This is a genomic window from Streptomyces sp. NPDC057486 (assembly GCF_042802415.1).
Classification (GTDB): domain Bacteria; phylum Actinomycetota; class Actinomycetes; order Streptomycetales; family Streptomycetaceae; genus Streptomyces; species Streptomyces yanii.
Genome location: NZ_JBHVEE010000106.1, coordinates 13,887 through 34,952, shown reverse-complemented (window position 1 = coordinate 34,952; position 21,066 = coordinate 13,887). Strand labels below are relative to the sequence as shown.

20 protein-coding genes are annotated in these 21,066 nt (G+C 69.5%); 11 read left to right on the top strand and 9 right to left on the bottom strand.

From position 1 onward, the window contains the following. Window positions 1-48: 48 nt before the first annotated feature. A complete protein-coding gene (locus ACFU6I_RS35110) occupies window positions 49-2,430 on the bottom strand; it encodes a hypothetical protein (RefSeq protein WP_384374336.1) in 2,382 nt (793 codons plus the stop codon). Window positions 2,431-2,628: 198 nt separating this feature from the next. On the opposite strand from ACFU6I_RS35110, the gene ACFU6I_RS35105 reads away from it, so the two are divergent. Next, a complete protein-coding gene (locus tag ACFU6I_RS35105; protein ID WP_384374333.1) occupies window positions 2,629-3,144 on the top strand; it encodes a hypothetical protein in 516 nt (171 codons plus the stop codon). Between the two features lie 54 nt (window positions 3,145-3,198). Here ACFU6I_RS35105 and ACFU6I_RS35100 read toward each other — a convergent pair whose 3' ends face one another. The 3 genes from ACFU6I_RS35100 to ACFU6I_RS35090 are packed head-to-tail and all read right to left on the bottom strand — an operon-like array spanning window position 3,199 to window position 6,321. Beyond that, window positions 3,199-3,648: a DUF3592 domain-containing protein gene (locus ACFU6I_RS35100; protein WP_384374330.1), complete on the bottom strand. Its 450-nt coding sequence runs from the start codon at window positions 3,646-3,648 to the stop codon at window positions 3,199-3,201. 20 nt (window positions 3,649-3,668) lie between these two features. Then, window positions 3,669-4,253, bottom strand: a complete 585-nt coding sequence (locus ACFU6I_RS35095; RefSeq protein ID WP_376667757.1) for a hypothetical protein — start codon at window positions 4,251-4,253, stop codon at window positions 3,669-3,671. Window positions 4,254-4,287: 34 nt separating this feature from the next. Next, window positions 4,288-6,321 (bottom strand): hypothetical protein, encoded by a 2,034-nt coding sequence (locus ACFU6I_RS35090; RefSeq protein ID WP_384374327.1) that lies wholly within the window; start codon window positions 6,319-6,321, stop codon window positions 4,288-4,290. Window positions 6,322-6,795: 474 nt separating this feature from the next. On the opposite strand from ACFU6I_RS35090, the gene ACFU6I_RS35085 reads away from it, so the two are divergent. Further along, window positions 6,796-7,203, top strand: a complete 408-nt coding sequence (locus ACFU6I_RS35085; RefSeq protein WP_384374324.1) for a hypothetical protein — start codon at window positions 6,796-6,798, stop codon at window positions 7,201-7,203. 98 nt (window positions 7,204-7,301) lie between these two features. Here the strand turns inward: ACFU6I_RS35085 and ACFU6I_RS35080 are convergent, their stop codons facing one another. Beyond that, a complete protein-coding gene (locus ACFU6I_RS35080; RefSeq protein ID WP_384374321.1) occupies window positions 7,302-7,673 on the bottom strand; it encodes a DUF192 domain-containing protein in 372 nt (123 codons plus the stop codon). A 113-nt stretch (window positions 7,674-7,786) separates the two neighbouring features. On the opposite strand from ACFU6I_RS35080, the gene ACFU6I_RS35075 reads away from it, so the two are divergent. The 3 genes from ACFU6I_RS35075 to ACFU6I_RS35065 all read left to right on the top strand — a co-directional run bounded on the left by ACFU6I_RS35075 (window position 7,787) and on the right by ACFU6I_RS35065 (window position 10,106). Beyond that, on the top strand, window positions 7,787-8,590 hold the full coding sequence (locus tag ACFU6I_RS35075) for a prepilin peptidase (RefSeq protein WP_384374339.1): 804 nt from the start codon (window positions 7,787-7,789) through the stop codon (window positions 8,588-8,590). A gap of 85 nt (window positions 8,591-8,675) precedes the next feature. Then, window positions 8,676-9,458: a class I SAM-dependent methyltransferase gene (locus tag ACFU6I_RS35070; protein ID WP_384374317.1), complete on the top strand. Its 783-nt coding sequence runs from the start codon at window positions 8,676-8,678 to the stop codon at window positions 9,456-9,458. Between the two features lie 189 nt (window positions 9,459-9,647). Further along, on the top strand, window positions 9,648-10,106 hold the full coding sequence (locus ACFU6I_RS35065) for a hypothetical protein (RefSeq protein ID WP_384374314.1): 459 nt from the start codon (window positions 9,648-9,650) through the stop codon (window positions 10,104-10,106). Between the two features lie 38 nt (window positions 10,107-10,144). Here the strand turns inward: ACFU6I_RS35065 and ACFU6I_RS35060 are convergent, their stop codons facing one another. Further along, complete coding sequence (locus ACFU6I_RS35060) at window positions 10,145-11,299, bottom strand: winged helix DNA-binding domain-containing protein (RefSeq protein ID WP_384374311.1); 1,155 nt, start codon at window positions 11,297-11,299, stop codon at window positions 10,145-10,147. A 51-nt stretch (window positions 11,300-11,350) separates the two neighbouring features. Here ACFU6I_RS35060 and ACFU6I_RS35055 point away from each other — a divergent pair, with 51 nt between their 5' ends. Further along, a complete protein-coding gene (locus ACFU6I_RS35055) occupies window positions 11,351-11,974 on the top strand; it encodes a hypothetical protein (protein ID WP_384374308.1) in 624 nt (207 codons plus the stop codon). Window positions 11,975-12,219: 245 nt separating this feature from the next. Here ACFU6I_RS35055 and mgrA read toward each other — a convergent pair whose 3' ends face one another. Further along, window positions 12,220-13,260 carry an L-glyceraldehyde 3-phosphate reductase gene (mgrA, locus tag ACFU6I_RS35050; RefSeq protein ID WP_384036671.1) on the bottom strand — a complete coding sequence of 347 codons (1,041 nt, stop codon included), beginning with the start codon at window positions 13,258-13,260 and terminating at the stop codon, window positions 12,220-12,222. A 200-nt stretch (window positions 13,261-13,460) separates the two neighbouring features. On the opposite strand from mgrA, the gene ACFU6I_RS35045 reads away from it, so the two are divergent. The 4 genes from ACFU6I_RS35045 (at window position 13,461) to ACFU6I_RS35030 (ending at window position 18,768) form a co-directional block, all read left to right on the top strand. Continuing rightward, the gene (locus tag ACFU6I_RS35045) at window positions 13,461-14,222 is read left to right on the top strand and encodes an isoprenyl transferase (protein ID WP_327244588.1); all 762 of its coding nucleotides are present in this window, start codon (window positions 13,461-13,463) and stop codon (window positions 14,220-14,222) included. 560 nt (window positions 14,223-14,782) lie between these two features. Beyond that, window positions 14,783-16,105 (top strand): PhoH family protein, encoded by a 1,323-nt coding sequence (locus ACFU6I_RS35040; RefSeq protein WP_345515291.1) that lies wholly within the window; start codon window positions 14,783-14,785, stop codon window positions 16,103-16,105. Between the two features lie 390 nt (window positions 16,106-16,495). Next, window positions 16,496-17,197, top strand: a complete 702-nt coding sequence (locus ACFU6I_RS35035; protein ID WP_384374305.1) for a lytic transglycosylase domain-containing protein — start codon at window positions 16,496-16,498, stop codon at window positions 17,195-17,197. Window positions 17,198-17,331: 134 nt separating this feature from the next. Then, window positions 17,332-18,768: an AI-2E family transporter gene (locus tag ACFU6I_RS35030; RefSeq protein WP_384374302.1), complete on the top strand. Its 1,437-nt coding sequence runs from the start codon at window positions 17,332-17,334 to the stop codon at window positions 18,766-18,768. A gap of 66 nt (window positions 18,769-18,834) precedes the next feature. On the opposite strand, the gene ACFU6I_RS35025 is transcribed toward ACFU6I_RS35030, so the two are convergent. Continuing rightward, window positions 18,835-19,371, bottom strand: a complete 537-nt coding sequence (locus ACFU6I_RS35025) for an alkyl hydroperoxide reductase (RefSeq protein WP_266982030.1) — start codon at window positions 19,369-19,371, stop codon at window positions 18,835-18,837. A 12-nt stretch (window positions 19,372-19,383) separates the two neighbouring features. Then, window positions 19,384-19,938 carry a peroxiredoxin gene (locus ACFU6I_RS35020; protein WP_384374299.1) on the bottom strand — a complete coding sequence of 185 codons (555 nt, stop codon included), beginning with the start codon at window positions 19,936-19,938 and terminating at the stop codon, window positions 19,384-19,386. Window positions 19,939-20,069: 131 nt separating this feature from the next. On the opposite strand from ACFU6I_RS35020, the gene ACFU6I_RS35015 reads away from it, so the two are divergent. Next, window positions 20,070-21,029, top strand: coding sequence for a hydrogen peroxide-inducible genes activator (locus tag ACFU6I_RS35015; RefSeq protein ID WP_384374296.1), 960 nt, complete (start codon window positions 20,070-20,072; stop codon window positions 21,027-21,029). Window positions 21,030-21,066: the final 37 nt, after the last annotated feature.

The following is a 21,066-nucleotide window of genomic DNA, read 5'->3' as shown; positions in this document are numbered from 1 at the left end:
CCTCCTGGGTGGAGGGGGCGGGGCCTTCGCTGTGAGCGTCGAAAGATCCTAGCTCGCGGCGGCCTTACGGCGGCGCATCCACCAGGTCAGACCCGCTCCGCCGACGGCGAGTGCCGCGGCGACGGAGGCGATCAGACCGACGGGGGTGTCGGAGCCGGTGTGGGCGAGGTTGCCGTCCGGGTCCTTCGCGGAGCCCGTGGGCGCGGGAGTGCGGCTGTCGGACGGGTCCGGTGCCGGGGTGGTGGCCTGGTGGGTCGGCTTGCCGGTGGGCTCGGCCGTGCCGGTCGGCTTCGGGCCCGGGGTTTCGTTCCCGCCGCCGTTGTGGACCTGGCCGGAGCTGGAGCCGCCGAACATGACCGTGTTGCTGTTGCGGTAGGTGACCGTGGTGGTCCTGGACGTCTTGGTCGTGGTGTCCGTCCTGGGGTGCTGGACGTCGAACTCGGTCTTGGAGATGTTGCGCTTCGGGGCCTTGGAGAAGTCGACGCCGCCCATGATGCAGGTCTTGTTCTGGCCGTCGACCTGGCAGGGGTAGCTGTAGTCGCCCTGCGTGTAGGACTTCATGTACTCGTCCCACGTCTGCTTCGGGGTCCAGGTCCTGGCCTTGCCCCGCAGCGGCCACCGAGCCACGTCGTTGCTGTTGATGATGGGCCGGAAGTCGGTGACGTGGTCCTTGTCCTGGGTGCGGATGTACTCGGCCGCGACGCGGGCGTTGTAGACGCGGCGCAGGTCGGCGTACGCGCTCCCGCTGTTGACCTTCTCCTCGACATCGGGGATGACGTACTGCTCGACGAGGCGCTGTGAGGTGTTGATCTGGGCCTCGGTCAGGTCGCACTTGCCGTTGGGGCTGGGGAAGTCGACCTTCTGCGGCTCGGCGTTGACCTTCAGCGGCGCGTCCAGGATGTACAGGCCGTTGTCGTCGGCGCGGACCTTGGCGGTCTTGGGGACGATCCACAGCCGGATCTGGTGCCCGCAGGGGATGTTCGCGGCCGTCATGGCATCCCAGTACTGCTTGCCGATGCCGCTGCGGGGGTCCATGTCACGCGCGTAGTCGTGCTTCATCTCCAGGTCGGCCTGAAGCAGAACGCGTCCGGCGTCGGTCTTCCCGAACGTCTTGTCCATGATCTTGTCGGGCTGGTCCGGGTTGAGGTTGACCCAGAACTTGTCCGGGGTCAGCGCCAGCCAGGCGAACATCGCGTCGGAGGAGAGCTGAAGGCGCTGCTCACCGCCCCAGCCGGGGTTCTTGTCCTCGTCCTCGACCATGTCGGCCTTGAAGGAGTAGTCGAGACCCTTGCCCTTGGTCGGGTTGCCGACGTACTGAAGCTCCAGCGTGGAGAAGTCGATGCCTCCGGGCCGCCCGAAGCCGCCCCGGGTGTTGACCTGGTTGTACTGGTGCTGGAGCTTGCGTGCCTGCTCAGGGTTCTTTGCCGAGCGCCACACGTCGTCGTGCAGCGGGCCGTAGGAGCCGACGCGGCGCGGATCGGGGTTGAAGACCTTGTCGTAGCGGGTGTACCTGTTCGGCGTCCAGCGGGCGTGGCCGTTGGCGCGCTGCTCGCGGATGGTGGCCTGGGGCAGGCCCGTGCCGCGTTCGCTCTGGAGTTGCCGGTTCAGGGTCGCGTACTGGCGCTTGGTGTTGCCCGTGGTCTCGTCGCCGGTGATCAGGCGGAGCTTGTGGTCGGCGTACTCCTTGTTGCGCAGGATGTGCTTGTCCCAGCGGAGCTGTTCTGCGATGTGCTTGCCGTTGGACTTGAACTCGACGAACTCTTTGGTCTTGGCGTTGTAGGCGTCGTACTTGCGGACCGCCTGCTCGCCGGTCTTGGGGTTGATGACCGCCTTGCCGTTCTTGTCGAAGACCGGCACTTCCTTCTGGCAGATCCAGTCCGGTCCGACGAGCTTGAACTGCTTGACGATGCGGGATTCGAAGCCGTCGCCCTTGCGCTGGTTGGCCTCGTTGCCGATGACCCTCTGGTCGAGCCAGAGGCGGAAGTCCGTCATCTTACGAGGGCCGTCGCCGACGAGCTGCTTGTTGTAGCGGGCGTAGATCTCCAGGGCCCGGTACTGCGGGTCACCGGTCCGGCCGTACTTCTTCTTCCACTTCTGGACGTCGTCGTCGGTCTTGCCGGCGGCGTCCAGCTTCGCCTGGTCCGGCGTGGGCATCCCGTCGAAGGCGTGGGAGGGGTTGTCGAAGAAGTAGTCGCCCCAGGTGTCTTCGGGGTTCTGGCTGTAGGGGGTGTTCTTGCCCTGGATGCCGCGGGCCTCGTCCATGTTGTACTTGCGGCCGAGGAACTTCTCATCGCAGCGGATCTTGCCCGGTGCGGCGTCGGCTGTGCCCTGGAAGGCGGGCAGGCCGGTGACGACGAGTCCGGCTGCGGCGGCCGTGGCGAAGCAGGCGGCCAGCCGGAATCGTATGCGTGATCGTATGGAGGTACTCAAGTGTCTGTCCCTGTGGGGGGGGCTCATGGGACACGGAGTTGGACGGTGCGGGCCCCCGTGCTTGCCACCGTCCAGCCCCACACCCTAGAGCCTCATGCGGCGGCCGATACAACGGGTTGTTGGGGCGTGGCGTGTCAACTGGCGTGACACGGCGGACAGTTCGCGCGTACGGTCCGGAAGCCTGACTACAGTGACGGCATGGCTGACCGCACGGACCACGGCATCGACCCGCAGACCCACCCCGACCTTCCGGCGTGGCTGGCCGAACGCGCCCGGAGCTTCGAGGACTGGGCCGAGGCCACCGGCGTCCCCGGGACATGGGACTTCTCCCCCCGGACCCTGGACGGGCTGGAGGCCCTCATCCGCAGCCGGTACGACAGCGCCGCGGGGACTCTCGGAGCGCGCCGCGACGCATTCCTTCAAGGCGCCTGCTGGTACATCGGGGAAGTGGTCTGCCGCACCCGGGGGGCGGTGTGGAAGTTCGAGCCGTTCGCCGTGAAGGGCGCCGAACTGCCCTCCCTGTTCGGGGAGGCGGATCCGTCGGGGGTCGTCGACGACCCCTGCGTGGGGATGCCGGGCGAGGACATGGCGGAGGCCGTCTATCCGATGGGCGCCGTGCACGGACTGTTCTGCACCGAGGACGAACTGGGCAACGCCGTCGAGCAGCACCTCTTTGACGTGCTGGGCGATTTCGACGAGGACGACGAGGAGTAACCGGGGGACGGGCTCATCCGCGTGAGGCCGCACGGCCCGCCCGGACGGCGCCTGTCAGAGCCAGCCCCGCATCGCGGCGAACCCGACCAGCAGCCCCGCCGCGAACAGACCCAGGACCACCGCGAACACCGCCGGCATCACTACCGGACCCCAGGCCCGGGGTCCGGCGACCGTGGCGCGCTTCTCCGGGTCCGCCGGATCGTACGAGACCCGGACCGGCGCCCCGACCTCGAAGCCGAAGGGGCCCGGCGCATGGTCGACGAACTCGATCTCGCGGCCGTCGAGCGTGCGGAACGCGAACACGTACTCCGTCGCATAGCTCCGCTCCCGGTCGGCCCCCCGGTCCACGACCCGGCGCTCCGCGCACCGCCCCTCGGCCCGCTCCCCGTGCCGCACGAGGCCCAGCACGCGGCTCAGCCGCAGCGCCGACCGTACGGCGAACGCGCCGAGGAACAGGCCGAACAACAGCAGGAAAGTGGCGGTCCCGCCGGGCAGTACATCCATGAACGCCAGTCCTCCACCCGCTACTTCACGGTGATCGACCCCACGAACGCGTCGAGATCCTGAGCGCTCAGCGAGCCCTTCACCGCATTGATCCGGATGGCGAACGGTACGTCCTTCGAATCGACTCCCGCCACCACGACCCCCGTCATCCGGGTGCCGCTCGCCGGGGTCTGCTCCTTGCCGGACGAGGTGAACTCGTAGTCGATCCGACGCGCCTCACGGGCGCTCTCCTCGCCCGCGAGCCGCACGTCGGTGGTGCCCTTGCGGGTGGCGCCGAGGCCGATGCCCGCGCCCGCCGCCGAGGCGGCCTCGCTCGCGTCGTCGATGCCGGTCGCGAAGTCGAGCTGGACCGAGACCATGCCGGTACGCAGCCCGCCCTCCTCCTTGAGCGCGACGGCCGCGTTGTTCTTGTTGCGGTCGGCGGCGGACTGCTCCTTGTAGCCCTTGTCCTCGGGGTAGCCGACGGACACGCTCCTGGTGTCGAGCGTGCCCCAGCCGTCCGGGACGGCGGCGGCGTCCGAGGAGCCGCAGCCGGTGAGCAGGGTGAGACCGAGGGCGGCGGCAACAACCGCGCCGGACGTCCGGGACTTCCTCACTGCTGTCATCGCCTTTCGTTGTGCGGGGTACTGCGTACGGGGCTCACTTCGCGCAGTAGCTGTACGGGAGGAACGTGCGCTTGTCGCCCTGCGGAGCTCCGAGGAACTGCGCGTCCGTCAGTGTCTCCTTCTTGTGCTCGTCCGAGAGGGAGAATCCGAGGCTCATGCCGAGCGAGACCTCGAAGCCGAACTCCTGGGCGTCCGTCTCGCCGTGATACTGCATCGTGCTCGACAGGCCGTCCTGGAACATCATCTGGTCGAACGGGTCGGTTCCGTCGGGCTTCTGCTGCAGGGACTTGTCGCCGAACATGTACTCGAACGGGGCGGTGTTGTTGCCGCTGCCGTCCAGCCACTGCTCGGCGATGGCCCGCTTGTCCTCGGTCGCCTTGTCGGTGTCCTTGCCGAAGACGATCGAGTTCGTCTGGATCTCGATCCCCGTGTCGCCGGACGAGTCGGTGGCGCCCGCCTTGCCGCCGCGCTTGTCACCGTCCTTCTTGCCGTTGTCGCCCTTGGCCTCGCCCTTGTCGGACGTGGAGCCCGTCTCGACCGTCTTCGTCATGTCGATACGGACGATCTTGCCGGTCTTCTGGTCCCGGGTGACGGTGATGGCCCCGGTACGGGTGTCCTTCGCGCCGGCCGTACCGGTGAGCGGGCCGGCCGAACCGCTGACCTTGCCCTCCAGTTCGAGCTTGGCGGTGTACGTGTACGACTCGTTGCCGTTGACGTCGTCCTTCGAGATGGTCACGTCCGGGGAGAACTTGGCCTTGCCGCCGAGCTTCGCGCCGAGCTTGGACTCGTCGCCCGCGCTGATGTTGAGACCGCCGTCCGCGTACACATTGAGGCCGATCGTCGAGTAGGAGATCTTCTTGTTGCCGATCTGCTTCTCGACGTCCTCCTTCTTGTCCGCCCACTTCATCCCCGAGTACCAACCGCCGCCGTAGGCGCCGCTGTACTTCGTGGAGGACTCCCACATCTTCATTTCCTCGATGTCGTCCCGCATCTTCTTGGCGTCCTCCTCGCTCTTGAAGACCCAGGTGTCACCGTTGGTGATCTTGACGCCGCCGCCGACGTCGACATCCGCCTTGCCCAGCTTGCCGAGCTTGAAGCCGGGGGTGCTGGCGGTGGCGCCCACGGACGCGGCGTCCGTGAACGTCATGTAGACCAGCTTGTCGTTCTCGTCGACCTTGCCGTCCTCGTTCACATCCGTGTTGGCCTGGCTGACCTTCTGCTGGAAGCCGTACTCGTTGCCCCACTCGAACCAGCCGATCTTGACCTTGTCACCGACCGTGTCGGAGACGCTGGAGATCTGGCAGAGCTTGGGCTCGTAGTCGGCATCCGTCTTCGGCTTCGCGACCGGGTTGTTGCCACCGGTGGTGCACCCGCCACCGCCGCCACCGAGCGAACTGATCGCACACCGGATCCGCTCGCCGATCTGACCGCCGACACCGGCCATCGCCATCGCGCCGATCATCGTGACGACGAGGACGATCACCCCGAGGTACTCCATGGCGGTGGCACCGCTGTCCCGCCATGAGTACGAGTTCGGCGTGACGGACTCCGCGGCTTCGTCCTCCTCCAGCAGCCGGTCGACGGCCAGCCCGGCGGCCGAGCCGGTGACCAGCACCACGAACGGCATCAACACGCCCTCGATGCCGACGAGATGCCACGAGACGACGAGGCCGTAGGCGAGTCCGGCGACCGGCACACCCAGGGCGGCGGCCAGATACACCGGGCGGGACTCCCGCTGCTCCTCGGGCAGGACGCGGGCGGCGGCCAGGACGGTGAGCAGAGAGGTGATGACACTGGGCACATGCAGCAGGCCCAGCCGCCAGGTGAACTCTTCGAGCCGTTCACCGGTGGCGAGGGTCTCCACCAACCCGCGGCTCACCAGGAACCCGGCGATGATGTAGACGAGGGCGCCGACCGCCCAACTGCGCGTCAGCGGAAAGAACGCGCCGCCGCTGCCCCCGGCTCCGCCGTTCCAGCCGGGGCCGCCGCCACCGCCCGGCCGGCCGGGGCCCTGCCCCGGCGGTATTCGGCCTGTGCTTCCGTGTCCCCAGCCCCCGCCACTGCTCACGGCTCTCCCTCTCCGACGCTCATTCGCCCTGCACCTGCCCCGCTGACCGAACCTCGGGTGTGGCGTGAGCGTACGGGCGAACTGGCCGCGTGACCTGGGCCCTTGGCCCCAAATGCGGGCCCAAGTGCAGAATGGTGGCGGTGAATTCGGCGACCTGCGACGTGGGTACGGATCCGGCGGTCGACTCCGGTGGACCGGGACGGTTCGGGGTACCGTCCCGGTCCGGCCGACACCCGGCGGACCCCGGTGGACCGGGAGCGGCCCGTCGGGCGGCCGGCGGCCACGGGACCTGCAGAAGGACCGTCCCGCCGCTTCCGCAACGGCTCCGGCTGGGCCCCGGCATGAGCCCTGGGACCCAAGACGGCCCGGCCGATGGGTCGTTAGCGTCGCACCCCTGAGGTTCTGAACGTTCCGCCGGCACCCACGTACGCACCACGACTGCGGGGCCGGGCGGGCTCCCGGAAGGGTGGAAGAGTGACGACTGGCGTGCAGACGGCGGAACAGCTGACGCTGACCGATGAGGAGTCCCGGCTCCTGCAACAGGGCCTGATCGAGTGGAGCGGCCCGGCACGGTGCACGGAGGAGTTCGCCGTGGCCATGGGCTTCGACGACGCGGACGACCTGAACCGGCGAGGCGCCCGGATCCGTCACGCACTTGCGGCCAAGGAGCCCCTGGAACCGATGGACTGGGCGCGGGCCCTGCTCGCGACGGAGCTGGCGTTCGCCAGCGAGATGGTCGGCTCAGGATACGAATGGTCCACGACCACCGGCTGGTCCGACGACATGACGGTGAAGGTCCTGCGCTCCACCCAGCTGAAACTGATCCGCACGGTGACCCCGCTCGTCGGCCACGGCCTGGGTACCCGGCGCCCGTCCTCCTGAGCCGTACGCCATCGCCCGCCGCGACCGCCCGGACCGAGCCCGGCGCGGCGGGCGGCGAAGCAGCTCTCTCTCCGGCCCTCCTGACCCGAGTCCCCGCGTCAGGAGGTCTGGACGACCCGCACCCGGGCCCCGGGCCGCAGTCCCCACTTCTCCATCGTCCCGGCCTCCGACTCGATCACGTGCCGCGACCGCAGCCGCACCATGCCGAGCCGCCCCGGCTTCATCGTGTGGACCGCCACAACGTTGAACTTCCGGTCCAGGTAGGCCACATCGATCGCAAACCGCATCCGGAACGTATGCACACTCCCGCACGGTGTGATCATCAATGCCCCGTCGATCCCGTCCTGCCGGAGCAGTCCCTTGGACCGCGCCCCGTACGAGGCGGCGATCCGCAGCGGCACCTCCTGCTCCGGTCCGCCCTCCCGGTCCGTGACCGTCAACGTCCCGTTTCCATTGCGCCATTGACCCATGGCCATGACCGTAGCGCCCGGTGACCGTCGTTGGGCCCGGAACCGTACGCAGTGGGCCCCCGGACCCATGACCGGTGCGCGTCCACCGGCCTAGGGTCGGTTCCGTGTTCGCCATGTTGCTGGGGGTCGCCGCGCTCTGGGGCGCCGCGGCCGGACTGCTGGTCCCCCGCGCCGCCTACCGGTTCTCGGTCGAACCGGACGACGCGTGGCGGGACACCTGCCCCGCCGGCCACCCCTTCGGCGGGGTGGCCCGCGGCTGGCTCGGTTCTCCCCGGTGCGCTGCGTGTGCCGGGGTACGGACGGCTCCGCGGGCGGCGGCGGTTGCCGCCTCCGCGCAGGATGCAGGCAGTGATGAAGCCGGGAGAACGGCTGAGCGTTACGCCCCCTCCCTCCTCGCCCCCGTCGTGACCGCCCTCGGCTGCACCGTCCTGGCCGCGGCCACCGGGCTCCGCCCCGAGCTCGTCGTCTGGCTGCTGCTCGCCCCTGTCGCCGTGCTTCTCGCCACCATCGACCGCCGCGTCCACCGGCTGCCCGACCAGCTGACTCTGCCGCTCGCCGGCGCGGCCGCCCTGCTCCTGGGCGGTGCGGCGCTGCTTCCGGAACATGCCGGATCGTGGACCTCGGCACTGCTCGGCGGCCTCGCGCTCGGCGGCTTCTACCTCCTGCTCTTCCTGATCAACCCGAACGGGATGGGCTTCGGCGACGTCAAGCTCGCCCTGTCGCTGGGCGTGGCCCTCGGCTGGTACGGGTGGGCGATCGTCTGCGCGGGAGGCTTCGCGGGGTTCGTGTTCGGCTCGGTGTACGGGTTCGGGCTGATGATCCTGCGACGGGCCGGGCGCAAGACGGGCATCCCGTTCGGGCCGTTCATGATCGGGGGCGCCCTGCTCGGGCTGGTGTTGGGCGGTCTGGCCGCCTGACCTGTCGTACCGCTCACGGACCGCCGGGCGCGGGGCACCCGGAATTCGGTCGCGTCCGCGGGCGCACCGGTGACACCATCCCCGTATGCCTGGATCTCCCGAAGAGGAACGCGCACGCTTCGACGCGCTCGTGGCCGAGGCCGATGCCGTCTCCGTCGACGGCTGGGACTTCTCCTGGCTCGACGGCCGGGCCACCGAACAACGCCCGTCCTGGGGCTACGCCCGCGCCATGGGGGAGCGGCTGGGCCGGGCCCACGCCGCCCTCGACATCCAGACCGGCGGCGGCGAGGTCCTCGCCTCCGCACCGAAGCTTCCTCCGCTCACCGTCGCCACCGAGTCCTGGCCGCCGAACATCGCCCGCGCCACCGCCCGACTGCACCCGCTCGGCGTCGTCGTGGTCGCCGATGCGGACGAGCCGCCGCTGCCGTTCGGGGACGCGGCCTTCGACCTGGTGACCAGCCGTCACCCGGTGACCACCTGGTGGACGGAGATCGCACGCGTCCTGCGACCCGGCGGCACGTACTTCTCGCAGCAGGTCGGTCCGGCGAGCGTCTTCGAACTCGTCGAGTACTTCCTCGGCCCACAGCCGCCCGGGGCGCGGGGCGCCCGCGACCCGCAACGGGCCGGCGCCGAGGCCGAGGCGGCCGGGCTGGAGGTCGTCGATCTGCGGCTGGAGACGCTGCGTACCGAGTTCTTCGACATCGGCGCCGTCGTCTACTTCCTGCGGAAGGTGATCTGGATGGTGCCCGGCTTCACGGTCGAGCAGTACCGGCCGCAGTTGGCCGCCCTGCACCACCTCATCGAGACCGAGGGGCCGTTCGTCGCGCACACCACCCGCTTCCTGATCGAGGCCCGCAAGCCCCGGTAGGCGATCGGCGCCACCCGCGCCCCCCTCGCCGAGATCCCCGCGGGCGCAACGGTCGCCGCGGCCAACCGGCTCGTACCGCACCTCACTTCGGACGAGCGGGCCGCCGTACCCGACGGGACCACCCTCTCCACCGACGCACGCCCGAATGATGCGACCCTGGGCGGTCAGTGCACGGGTAAGGAGCAGGCCATGAGGGTGGAGCACGACGAGGAAGCCTTCCGCAGCCCGCGACGCGGGGACTCCGAATGGCTCCGAGGGACACGGATCACCGGCGTACTCGGCCTCTTCTACCGGCCGGAGGGACGGATGGGGGAACCGGAGGCCGTCGAGTTCCTGCTCTCCGACGGCCAGTCGGTGCTCCTGACCTGCGCCTCCGACGGGACCCTGCATGTCGGTCCCGGCACCTGGCCGCAACTGCCCGACTGGTGCGTACCCGCGGGACAGTGGGGGTTCTCCGCCCTGCCGCACCTGCCGGAACCACCCTCGGGCGGATGGACGGTCACACGCACCGAGGAGCGCCGGGACGAGCGCGGCGAGGTGCACGAAGCCGTCATCCGGTGCGAGGGCGGGAGGTTCGTCGTCATCGGCGGCGACACGGTGGTGATCCGCTTCACCCGGGGGCACCGCGGCGCGGAAGCGGTCACGTAGCGCGTGGGGCCGCTCGTGCGGATCCCGGACGGAAGACCCTACGCGTGCGGCCCCACCGTCACCGTCCCCACTGTCAGCTCCGCGGTCCCCTCCAGTACCGCCCCCACCCGCTCCACCTGCTCCTCCAGCCCCCGCAGCTGCACGGCGGTGAGCGGGGACAGCGGCTCCACGGTCACCGCGATCCGGCGGCCCGAGCGGCGCTGGTGCCAGACCCCGGCGACCGTTCCGTCGATCAGCAGCACGGGGAAGTTCCCCGCCTGGCCGCGTGCCAGCGCGCGCTCGTACGCCGCGCCGTGGAAGAGCCGCTCGCGCGGCCGGGACGCGACGGCGAACGCGTCGAAATAGGGGAGCAGCCGTACCCCGCGTGCCGGTCCGGCGGGGAATCCGGTGTCGCCCGCCACCAGCCACGCCGTACCGCCGCCCTCGTACGCCACCTCTTCGATCGCCCCGTCCCCGGCCACCTCCGCGAAGACCGACACCGCCCAACTCTTCGGCGCCGCGAGCCAATTGGCGAAGTGTGCAGGTGTGGCAGGGCCGTACGCGTACAGATAGCGCCGGACAAGTCCGGCGAGCGCCGCCGGACCGTCGAGCGCAGTGGCGCCCGGGTTGGTGACCGTGACCTTGCGGCCCCGGTCCGGGGCGAAGCACAGCACCCCGCGGTGGCCCGCCAGATGCATCACCTGCCGCCAGCGCGGCCACAGTTCCTGGAACGCGGGCATCACCCGCTCCCCGGCCCACGGACCCGTGCGGGCGACCACCGCGTCGGACAGCTCGTCGATCGTCAGCTCGGCGCCCGTCAGTGCATCGCCGATCGCCGCCAGGACCTCCTCGGTCTGCCCCGGACTCATCCGGACGTCCTCGGGTAACGAACCGGCCCCGGTGGGAACGGCGGACAACGCGCCTATCCACATCGGCAGTTCGGCCGTCGGCAGCAGATGCACGGTGCCGCGCGGACCGTACGTCCTGACCAGGGTGCGGTCGGTCCACAGCGCGGTGCGTACGTCGGCACGCGTCCCGCCCGTCAGCCGCAGCCCGACGGACAGCTCGGCGGCCGACCGCACCTGCGCGTGTGCGGCGAGCATCGCCGCCACGGCGTCGGCGGGGGAGGAGGGCAGAGGGGTGGAGAGTCCCTGGCGCTCGATCCGGCGTGCGTTCGCCATGGTCCAGGTCACGGTTGCTGCTCGGGTCGTCATGATTCGGAATCTAGCGGCCCATCAGGTCAGAGTCTGTCCCATACTCGGCCCATGGTCTTTGCGAGACGTACAGCTGCGGCCCTGATCGGCGCGACGGTGCTGTTCCTGGCTCCGGCACTGGCGGGCTGCGGGAAGGGGCGGACCCCGAGCGCCGGACCGACCGCCGCGGCCCCCGCCGCTGCCTCTGTCTCCGCCACGACGGCGACCGCGCCCACGAGCCCGGCTGCCACGAGCGCCTCCGCGCCGGTCACGGCGTCCGGCTCCCCGCACGTCGGCGCGAGTCCGTACCAGGAACCCGGCACCGTGGACGGCGCGCCGCACTACAAGGAGAACCACGCCTTCCAGCAGGCGCGCGAACTGTCCCCGGCCGAACGGGCCGAGGGCGATACATGGGCCGCGCGGATCAAGGAGGCGCTGACCCCGGCTGCCCAGGACCCGCACATCACCGACTCGGGTGTCCGCGAGATCCTCACCGAACTGGGCTACGCCTCCAGGGCCATCACGACCAGCTCCCGGGGCCACGATCACAGGTACCTGATCGACAACGGCCCGATCTGCCTCGAAGGCGTGGTGTACGGCGCGGCGGACGGCGCGAGCCGCGGCCAGGTCACGGCCGAGGCGCACGGCCGCTACATCGAGGGCACCGGCTGCGTGAAGCCGGAAGGCGGTCACTGACCTCCGGCGGGAAGTGCCCGGGCGTCAAGCCGACGCCATCGGCAGCACACCCGCCTCATCCGCCCCTTCCGCCCCGGGTGCCGTACTCGGAACGGAGTCCGCCGAATTCGGAGAGTAATTGTCGGGTGGCGTGGCACGCAGCATCACTTACGAAGGGTTATGGTGGAAACCCCCCCTCGGGCCGGTCCGTATCCCCCCCCACGGACCGGCCCGTTTTTTGTACCCGTCCGGCTGAGACCGGACTCTCAGCCCCGTCCGGCCCAGATGTTGGTGCCCGCGGTGTCCACGGCGAAGGTGTCGATCTCCTTCAGCTCCTCGGCCGACAGTGCCGGTCCGGCGAGCGCCGCGACGTTCTCCTCCAGCTGCTTCACGCTCGAAGCGCCGATCAGGGCCGACGTCATCCGGCTGTCCCGCAGCACCCAGTTGAGCGCCAGCTGGGCGAGTGACTGCCCGCGCCGCTGCGCGATGTCGTTCAGCCCGTTCAGCCGGCGGATCACCTCGTCCGAGAGCAGATCCGGGTCGAGGGACTTGCCCTGGGTCGCGCGCGACCCCTCCGGGATGCCCTTCAGGTATTTGTTCGTGAGCAGTCCCTGGGCCAGCGGCACGAAGGAGATGCAGCCCATGCCGGCCTCCTCCAGGGTGTCGAGCAGCCCGTCGTCCTCGGTCCAGCGGTTGATCATCGAGTAGGACGGCTGGTGGATCAGGGCCGGCACGCCCATCTCCTTGAGCAGCGAGGCCGCCTCGGCGGTCTGCTCCGAGTTGTACGAGGAGACACCCACGTACAGCGCCTTCCCCTGCTGCACGGCGGAGGCCAGCGCACCCATGGTCTCCTCGAGCGGAGTGTCCGGGTCGAAGCGGTGCGAGTAGAAGATGTCGACGTAGTCGAGCTGCATCCGCTTCAGCGACGCGTCGAGCGACGACAGCAGATACTTCCGGGAGCCCCACTCGCCGTACGGGCCGGGGTGCATCTCGTACCCGGCCTTGGTAGAAATAATCAGTTCGTCCCGGTACGGGGCAAAGTCCTGGTGGAAGATCTTCCCGAAGTTGAGCTCGGCCGAGCCGGGCGGCGGCCCGTAGTTGTTGGCCAGGTCGAAGTGGGTCACGCCGAGGTCGAAGGCGCGGCGCAGAATCGCCCGCTGGGAGTCCAGGGAGCGGTCGTCGCCGAAGTTGTGCCAGAGGCCGAGCGAGACGGCGGGGAGCTTGAGGCCGCTGCGGCCGGTGCGGCGGTACTCCATGGAGTCGTAGCGCGAACCGGCGGCCCGGTAGGAGAGAGAAGATTCAGTCACGTTTCTCTCCTTATCACGGACTTGTGACAGGCCGGGTTGGGCCGGTGCGGTGCCTGCGCAGTAATGTGGCGGCTTGGGGGACTGCCACGGCACGGCGGAGCAACGGACTCTGCGGACCAATGCGACGATCCCCACGGGGTCGACCCCGGACCCCGGGAAATGGGGCGGGAGGGCCCGCACAGAACCGAGAGGTGAACTCAGTGAACTTGCGCGACCTGGTGTACGGGCTCTACGCGCGCCGGGTGGAGGCCCGCCTCGACCACGCCCAGGTGCCCAAGCACATCGGTGTCATCCTCGACGGCAACCGGCGCTGGGCGAAGGCGTCCGGCGGCACGGCCGCGCAGGGGCACCAGGCGGGTGCGGACAAGATCCAGGAGCTTCTCGGCTGGTGCAGTGAGACCGATGTCGAGGTCGTCACCCTGTGGCTGTTGTCCACGGACAACTTCGACCGGCCCGAGTCCGAGCTGACGCCGCTCCTCGGCATCATCGAGAACACGGTGCGCGACCTGGCGGCGGACGGGCGGTGGCGCGTCCACCACGTCGGCACCCTCGACCTGCTGCCCGCGCACACGCAGACCGTCCTCAAGGAGGCCGAACAGGCCACGGTCGGGGTCGACGGAATACTGGTCAATGTCGCCGTCGGCTACGGCGGGCGGCAGGAGATCGCGGACGCGGTCCGGTCGCTGCTGCTCGACCACTCGTCCAAGGGGACGTCCTTCGAGGACCTGGCGGAGATCGTCTCCACCGACCTGATCTCGGAGCACCTGTACACGCGGGGGCAGCCGGACCCGGACCTGGTGATCCGCACGAGCGGTGAACAGCGGCTGTCCGGCTTCATGCTCTGGCAGAGCGCGCACTCCGAGTACTACTTCTGCGAAGTCTTCTGGCCGGCGTTCCGCAAGGTCGACTTCCTTCGGGCGCTGCGCGACTACGCCGCCCGAGGCCGCCGCTTCGGCGGCTGACGCCGCCCGTCTCCTCCACGGACCGGGCCAGGGACTTGCCGGCCCCGGCCCTCGAACGCCGGACGGGCCGGAGTTGTTCGCCCGAACGGCTCAAGAACGCGGACCCGGAACCGTGTTCCGGGGTGGGCCCGAGAGGCACCCGTCCGGCGATCGAGGACGCGAGCATCGGGCCTGCCGCCCCGGGCCCATGCGGCCCAGGGGCACCACGGCCGCCCACGGCTGCGCCGGAGGCCGGCGCAGCAGATATCCACGTGCCCGGGGGCACACTCCCAGCTCAGCCCGCCCGCCCCGGGCGGCATGGCTTCGCGTGTTCGAGGGAATACCCCTGTCAGGTCGACGTCCGGTCAAAAACCAGGCGGACGTCGTGTCCAAGTGAGCGGCATGGAGTCCGCTCGCCCGGGAGGCCCTTTGCACACGAAGGACCGTACATACTGTGCGGCTGACGCGGAGGGCCGGCGCTCGGCCCGCGCAAGAGGGTCGCAGCCCGGTCCGTCCTCTCCCTTTGGGATGCTCCGCGACGCCGTCGCACCCCAACCTCGTCCGAGGGGGTACGTCCTTCCGTGGTGACCAGCACAAAGCGCCGCATGCCCGACAGGCGCACCTATGTTCTCGACACCAGCGTCCTGCTGGCCGATCCGAACGCCATGGCCCGGTTCGACGAGCACGAAGTGGTGCTCCCGATCGTCGTGGTCACCGAACTGGAGGCCAAACGGCACCATCCGGAGCTCGGCTACTTCGCCCGGCAGGCCCTGCGTCTGCTGGACGACTTCCGGGTCCGGTACGGCCGGCTGGATGCCCCGATTCCGCTCGGGGATCTCGGCGGGACGCTGCGCGTCGAACTCAACCATTCCGACCCCGGCGTACTGCCCGCCGGCTACCGGTTGGGGGACAACGACTCACGGATTCTCGCGGTCGCGCGCAATCTCCAGGCCGAGGGGTACGACGTCACGGTCGTCTCCAAGGATCTGCCGCTACGCATCAAGGCATCCTCGGTCGGCCTCCTCGCGGAGGAGTACCGCGCCGAACTCGCCATCACCGACTCCGGCTGGACGGGCATGTCGGAACTGCCACTCTCCGCCGAACAGGTGGATCTGCTCTTCGGAGAGGAGACGCTCTACGTCCCCGAGGCCGCCGACCTGCCCGTGCACACCGGACTGGTCCTGCAGTCCGAGCGTGGCAAGGCGCTCGGCCGGATCACCGCCGAGGGCAATGTGCGCCTCGTCCGCGGCGACCGGGAGGCCTTCGGGATCCACGGCCGCAGCGCCGAGCAGCGCATCGCCCTCGATCTGCTGCTCGACCAGGAGGTCGGGATCGTGTCGCTGGGCGGCCGGGCCGGCACAGGCAAGTCGGCGCTGGCGCTCTGCGCCGGTCTGGAGGCCGTCCTGGAGCGGCGGCAGCACCAGAAAGTGATGGTCTTCCGGCCGCTGTACGCGGTCGGCGGCCAGGAACTCGGCTATCTCCCCGGCACCGAGGCCGAGAAGATGAGCCCGTGGGCGCAGGCCGTCTTCGACACGCTCTCGGCGGTCGCCGGGCGCGAGGTGATCGAGGAGGTGCTGGGGCGCGGGATGCTGGAGGTTCTGCCGCTCACCCACATCCGGGGCCGCTCGCTCCACGACGCGTTCGTGATCGTCGACGAGGCGCAGTCGCTCGAACGGAACGTCCTGTTGACCGTATTGTCCAGAATCGGGGCGAATTCCCGGGTCGTGCTCACGCATGACGTGGCGCAACGGGACAACCTTCGGGTCGGCCGGTACGACGGAGTCGTGGCCGTGGTCGAGAAGCTGAAGGGCCATCCGCTCTTCGCGCACGTCACGCTCACCCGTTCCGAGCGCTCGCAGATCGCCGCGCTGGTGACCGAAATGCTGGAGGAAGGCCAGATCTGATCCGGGATACGACAATTGATGCCGCCCGGCGAGCCGAAGAGCTTAGCCGGGCGGCATCGTGTTGCGGCACCATTTCCGCAAAACACGTGGACCAAACGGGGTGTGACCTTTAACACGCAACGGAGAATTGCTTCGCGGCGGCCCGTTCCGGCAGAGTCTTGCTTCCGTCAGGCCCCGCATACGGCACACCCGCACCTCCAGAGGTGCCACGCATCAGACAACTCAACAATTGCCGTCCGTATGCCGCCCGCGAGCACCACGCGGCACTCCTCCAGGGGAGTTGCCCACCGGGCCCGTGCCTCCCGTGACCCAAGCAGTAGGGAGGCCAGTGTCAGGGGCACGATTGCGTCCGCGAGGTCACCTAAGCGGGCGATGCTGGAAGGACACCGTGTGAGCCGGATCTCGGTCCGGGGGTTCGCCGTGGCATCTGCCACTGCGGTCACCACCGTCGGCGCCGTCGTAGGCGTTGCATCGGGCAGCACTCCTGCTGCCGACGACAACAACTTCGAGGCGACCGCAGCCGACACGACGCTTCTCGCCGACATCCCTGCGGGCCAGCAGGCCCAGGTGCAGACCGCCTCGCTGACGCAGCAGGCGGACGCCCAGGCGTCCGCAGCCGACGCGGCAGCGAAGAAGTCCGCGGAAGAATCGGCCCGCATCCAGGCCGCCAAGGACGCCGAGTCGAAGAAGCAGGCGGCCGAGGCCAAGCTGGAGAAGGAGCGTAAGGCCAAGGAAGACGCCGAGCGCGCCAGCCGGTCCGCGGTGCGTTCCGCCTCCGCCTTCGCCACGCAGAGCTCGTACACCGTGGCCGAAGTCCAGGCGATGGCTCGCCAGATGATCCCCGGCGACCAGTACCAGTGCTTCAGCAACATCGTGAACCACGAGTCGAGCTGGAACTACCGGGCGACCAACGCGTCCTCCGGCGCGTACGGGCTCGTCCAGGCGCTCCCCGGTTCCAAGATGGCGTCCGCCGGTGCCGACTGGCAGACCAACCCGGCCACCCAGATCAAGTGGGGCCTCAACTACATGGACGGCCGTTACGGCTCCCCGTGCGGCGCCTGGTCCTTCTGGCAGGCGAACCACTGGTACTAGAACCTTCCGAGGTTCCGGTCTCAACCTTGCGAAGCCCCTCACCGTCCTACGGTGGGGGGCTTCGCGCGTGTACCGTCGTCCGGACGACTCCGGGGGGAGTGGTGGGGAGAGAACTCGGGGGTAGAGGAACACTTATGTCGAAACTGCCAGGGTGGCTCGGGCGGCTGGGCGCCGAACTGACCGAGCTGGGCGACCGCCTGGAGGAACGTCGCGCCGCAGCGGAGGCCGAGGAGGACCTCGACGGGGACGTCGAGGCGGACAGGGACACACGGGCCGCGGTCCCGGTCGCGTTCGCCGCCGCGGTGTCCACCGCCGAAGACCGGTCCACCGACCCCGGCCGGGTCCCGGCGCCGCCCGCCTACGCACCGGCAGTCGCCGCCCGCCCCGATCCGGTCTCGGCGATCCCCTGGGGGATGCGCGTCGCGGCCGAGGCCGGCTGGCGGCTGCTCGTCCTCGCGGGCACGCTCTGGGTGCTGATGAAGGTCATCAGCGCCGTACAGCTGGTGGTGCTGGCGTTCGCCGCCGCGCTGCTCGTCACCGCGATGCTGCAGCCGACCGTCGCCCGGCTGCGGAGGTACGGACTTCCGCGGGGTCTCGCCACCGCCGTCACCGCGATACTGGGCTTCGTCATCATGGGCCTGGTCGGCTGGTTCGTGGTCTGGCAGGTCATGGACAACCTCGACACCCTCTCCGACAAGGTGCGGGACGGTATCGACGAGTTGAAGCTCTGGCTGCTCGACAGCCCCTTCCATGTCACCGAGCAGCAGATCAACGATGTCGCGAAGAACCTCAGCGACACCATCGGTACCAACACCGAGGAGATAACGTCCGCCGGCCTCCAGGGCGTCACCGTGATGGTGGAGGTCCTCACCGGGATACTGCTGGCGATGTTCTCGACGCTCTTCCTGCTGTACGACGGAAAGCGCATCTGGCGCTGGGTGTTGAAGCTGGTGCCCGCACAGGCGCGGCCGGGTGTCGCGGGCGCCGGGCCACGTGCCTGGCGGACGTTGACCGCCTATGTGCGGGGCACGGTGCTGGTCGCCCTGATCGACGCGATCTTCATCGGGCTCGGCATCTGGTTCCTCGATGTGCCGATGGCGGTGCCGCTCGCCGTCTTCATCTTTCTCTTCGCCTTCATCCCGCTCGTCGGCGCCGTGATCTCCGGAGCGCTCGCGGTGGTCGTCGCGCTGGTCACCGAGGGCGTGTTCACCGCGCTGATGGTGCTGCTCGTGGTGCTGGCCGTGCAGCAGATCGAGGGCCATGTGCTGCAGCCGTTCATCCTCGGCCGTGCGGTACGCGTCCACCCGCTCGCCGTCGTCCTCTCGGTCGCAGCGGGCGGCATGGTCGCGGGCATCAGCGGTGCGGTCGTCGCCGTGCCGCTGGTCGCCGTCACCAACACGGTGGTCGGCTATCTGCGGAAGTACGGGCAGGAGGAGGCGCTGCGGCACGCACCGCAGCCGCGCGGCGCCACGACGGTCGGCGTCGCGCCGACCCGGGCGCCGGCACCGCCACCCGGGGAACACGTCGACGGCGACGCCTACGGGGCAGTGGCGCAGCCGGAGACGGAGTAGGGCGGAAAGAAGGGCCCCGTGGACGGTCGGTCGTCCTCGGGGCCCTTCTCGTATCAGGGGTCCTGCTTACTGCTCGGCGAGCACGGCCTCGGCTTCGAGGGTGACGCCGACCGCCTGGATCACCGAGGCGATCTTGACGGCTTCCTGAATGGTCTCACGGTCCACGCCGGCCTTGCGCAGCACCTGCTCGTGGGAGTCCAGGCACTGGCCGCAGCCGTTGATCGCGGAGACGGCGAGCGACCACAGTTCGAAGTCGACCTTCTCCACGCCGGGCTTGCCGATGACGTTCATCCGCAGACCCGCACGGAGCGTCCCGTACTCGGGGTCCGACAGCAGGTGCCGGGTCCGGTAGAAGACGTTGTTCATCGCCATGATGGCGGCCGCCGACTTCGCCGCGGTGTACGCCTCGGCGGAGAGGTTGGCCTTGGCCTCCGGCTCCAGCTCGCGCAGCACCTTCGGCGAGCGCGAGGCGATCGCGCAGGCGAGGACGGTGCCCCACAGCTGCTGCTGCGGGAGCTCGCTGTTCCCGATGACCGAACCGAGGTTCAGCTTCAGGTCCTTGGCGAAGTCCGGAACAGCGGCCTTCAGTTCGTCGAGTGCCATGTCGGTGTCAGCTCACTCGCCCGCGAGGAGCGCGACCGGGTCCAGGGTGTTCTCGCCCTTGGTCCAGTTGCAGGGGCACAGCTCGTCGGTCTGCAGGGCGTCGAGGACCCGGAGGACCTCCTTGGGGTTACGGCCCACGGAACCGGCGGTCACCATCGTGAACTGGATCTCGTTGTTCTGGTCGACGATGAAGACGGCGCGCTGCGCGAAGCCGTCCTCGCCCTCGATGCCGAGGTCACGCATGAGCTCGTGCTTCGAGTCGGCCATCATCGGGAAAGGCAGGTCGGTCAGGTCCGGGTGGTCCTTGCGCCAGGCGTGGTGCACGAACTCGGAGTCACCGGAGAAGCCGAGGATCTGGGCGTCACGGTCGGCGAACTCGTCGTTCAGCTTGCCGAAGGCGGCGATCTCGGTGGGGCACACGAAGGTGAAGTCCTTCGGCCACGCGAAGACGATCTTCCACTGACCCTCGTAGGTCTTGTGGTTGATCTGCTCGAACTCCTTGCCGCTCTCCAGCGAAACACAAGCAGTCAGGTCGAACTCGGGGAACTTGTCACCGACAGTGAGCACGCGCTCTCCTTGCAGCGTAGGAATTCCCTTTTGCGGGACTTCCTGAGGGTTGGACGGTGTCCACCATGGCACAGAGTGCATTGATCGCGGAAATAGCTACACTTGGTCGTGATGATCGGAGGTGCCTATCAGTGGCGCAGAGCAAGCAGGGCAATCGCCCCAAACAGCCCAGCCTGTCACAGCTGCGCGCCTTCACGGCCGTGGCCGAACATCTGCACTTCCGGGACGCGGCGGCAGCGATCGGGATGAGTCAGCCCGCGCTCTCCGGAGCCGTGTCCGCACTGGAGGAGGCGCTCGGTGTCCAGCTCATCGAGCGTACGACGCGCAAGGTGCTGCTCTCGCCCGCCGGGGAACGGCTCGCGGTGCGGGCCCGGGTGGTGCTGGAGGCCGTGGGCGAGCTGATGGAGGAGGCCGAGGCGGTCCGGGCGCCGTTCACCGGAGTGCTCAGACTCGGTGTGATCCCGACCGTCGCCCCGTATCTCCTGCCGGCCGTGCTGCGGCTGGTCCACGACCGCTACCCGGAGCTCGACCTCCAGGTGCACGAGGAGCAGACCTCCTCGCTGCTGGAGGGGCTGGCCGCCGGACGGCTGGACCTGCTGCTGCTCGCCGTACCGCTCGGGGTACCACAGGTGACCGAACTCCCGCTCTTCGACGAGGACTTCGTGCTGGTCATGGAGCGCAGCCACTGGCTGGGCGGGCGCGCCGACATCCCGCGCGAGGCGCTGCGCGAACTGCCGTTGCTGCTGCTCGACGAGGGGCACTGCCTGCGCGATCAGGCCCTCGACATCTGCCGGGAGGCCGGCCGTACGGAGGGGGCGCCGGTCACCACCACCGCGGCCGGGCTCTCCACGCTGGTGCAGCTGGTCGCGGGCGGACTCGGGGTGACACTGCTGCCGCGCACCGCCGTGACCGTCGAGACCGCCCGCAACGACGCGCTGACCACGGGGTACTTCGCGGACCCCGCTCCTTCGCGGCGGGTGGCGCTGGGAATGCGGACAGGGGCGGCCCGGCAGGGCGAGTTCGAGGAGTTCGCCGCCGCGTTGCGCGAGGCGATGCGGGTGTTGCCCGTACGGGTGGCCACGGACGCCTAGGGCGTGTGTCGGCAGTGCGGCGCGGGGCGTGGTCCGT

What these genes read in the sequence shown, in the direction of transcription:
- ACFU6I_RS35105 (WP_384374333.1), top strand. Translation starts at nt 2,629, where the DNA reads ATGGCTGACCGCACGGACCACGGCATCGACCCGCAGACCCACCCCGAC.
- ACFU6I_RS35100 (WP_384374330.1), bottom strand. Translation starts at nt 3,648, where the DNA reads ATGGATGTACTGCCCGGCGGGACCGCCACTTTCCTGCTGTTGTTCGGC.
- ACFU6I_RS35095 (WP_376667757.1), bottom strand. Translation starts at nt 4,253, where the DNA reads ATGACAGCAGTGAGGAAGTCCCGGACGTCCGGCGCGGTTGTTGCCGCC.
- ACFU6I_RS35080 (WP_384374321.1), bottom strand. Translation starts at nt 7,673, where the DNA reads ATGGGTCAATGGCGCAATGGAAACGGGACGTTGACGGTCACGGACCGG.
- ACFU6I_RS35075 (WP_384374339.1), top strand. Translation starts at nt 7,787, where the DNA reads ATGTTGCTGGGGGTCGCCGCGCTCTGGGGCGCCGCGGCCGGACTGCTG.
- ACFU6I_RS35070 (WP_384374317.1), top strand. Translation starts at nt 8,676, where the DNA reads ATGCCTGGATCTCCCGAAGAGGAACGCGCACGCTTCGACGCGCTCGTG.
- ACFU6I_RS35065 (WP_384374314.1), top strand. Translation starts at nt 9,648, where the DNA reads ATGAGGGTGGAGCACGACGAGGAAGCCTTCCGCAGCCCGCGACGCGGG.
- ACFU6I_RS35060 (WP_384374311.1), bottom strand. Translation starts at nt 11,299, where the DNA reads ATGACGACCCGAGCAGCAACCGTGACCTGGACCATGGCGAACGCACGC.
- ACFU6I_RS35055 (WP_384374308.1), top strand. Translation starts at nt 11,351, where the DNA reads ATGGTCTTTGCGAGACGTACAGCTGCGGCCCTGATCGGCGCGACGGTG.
- ACFU6I_RS35030 (WP_384374302.1), top strand. Translation starts at nt 17,332, where the DNA reads ATGTCGAAACTGCCAGGGTGGCTCGGGCGGCTGGGCGCCGAACTGACC.
- ACFU6I_RS35025 (WP_266982030.1), bottom strand. Translation starts at nt 19,371, where the DNA reads ATGGCACTCGACGAACTGAAGGCCGCTGTTCCGGACTTCGCCAAGGAC.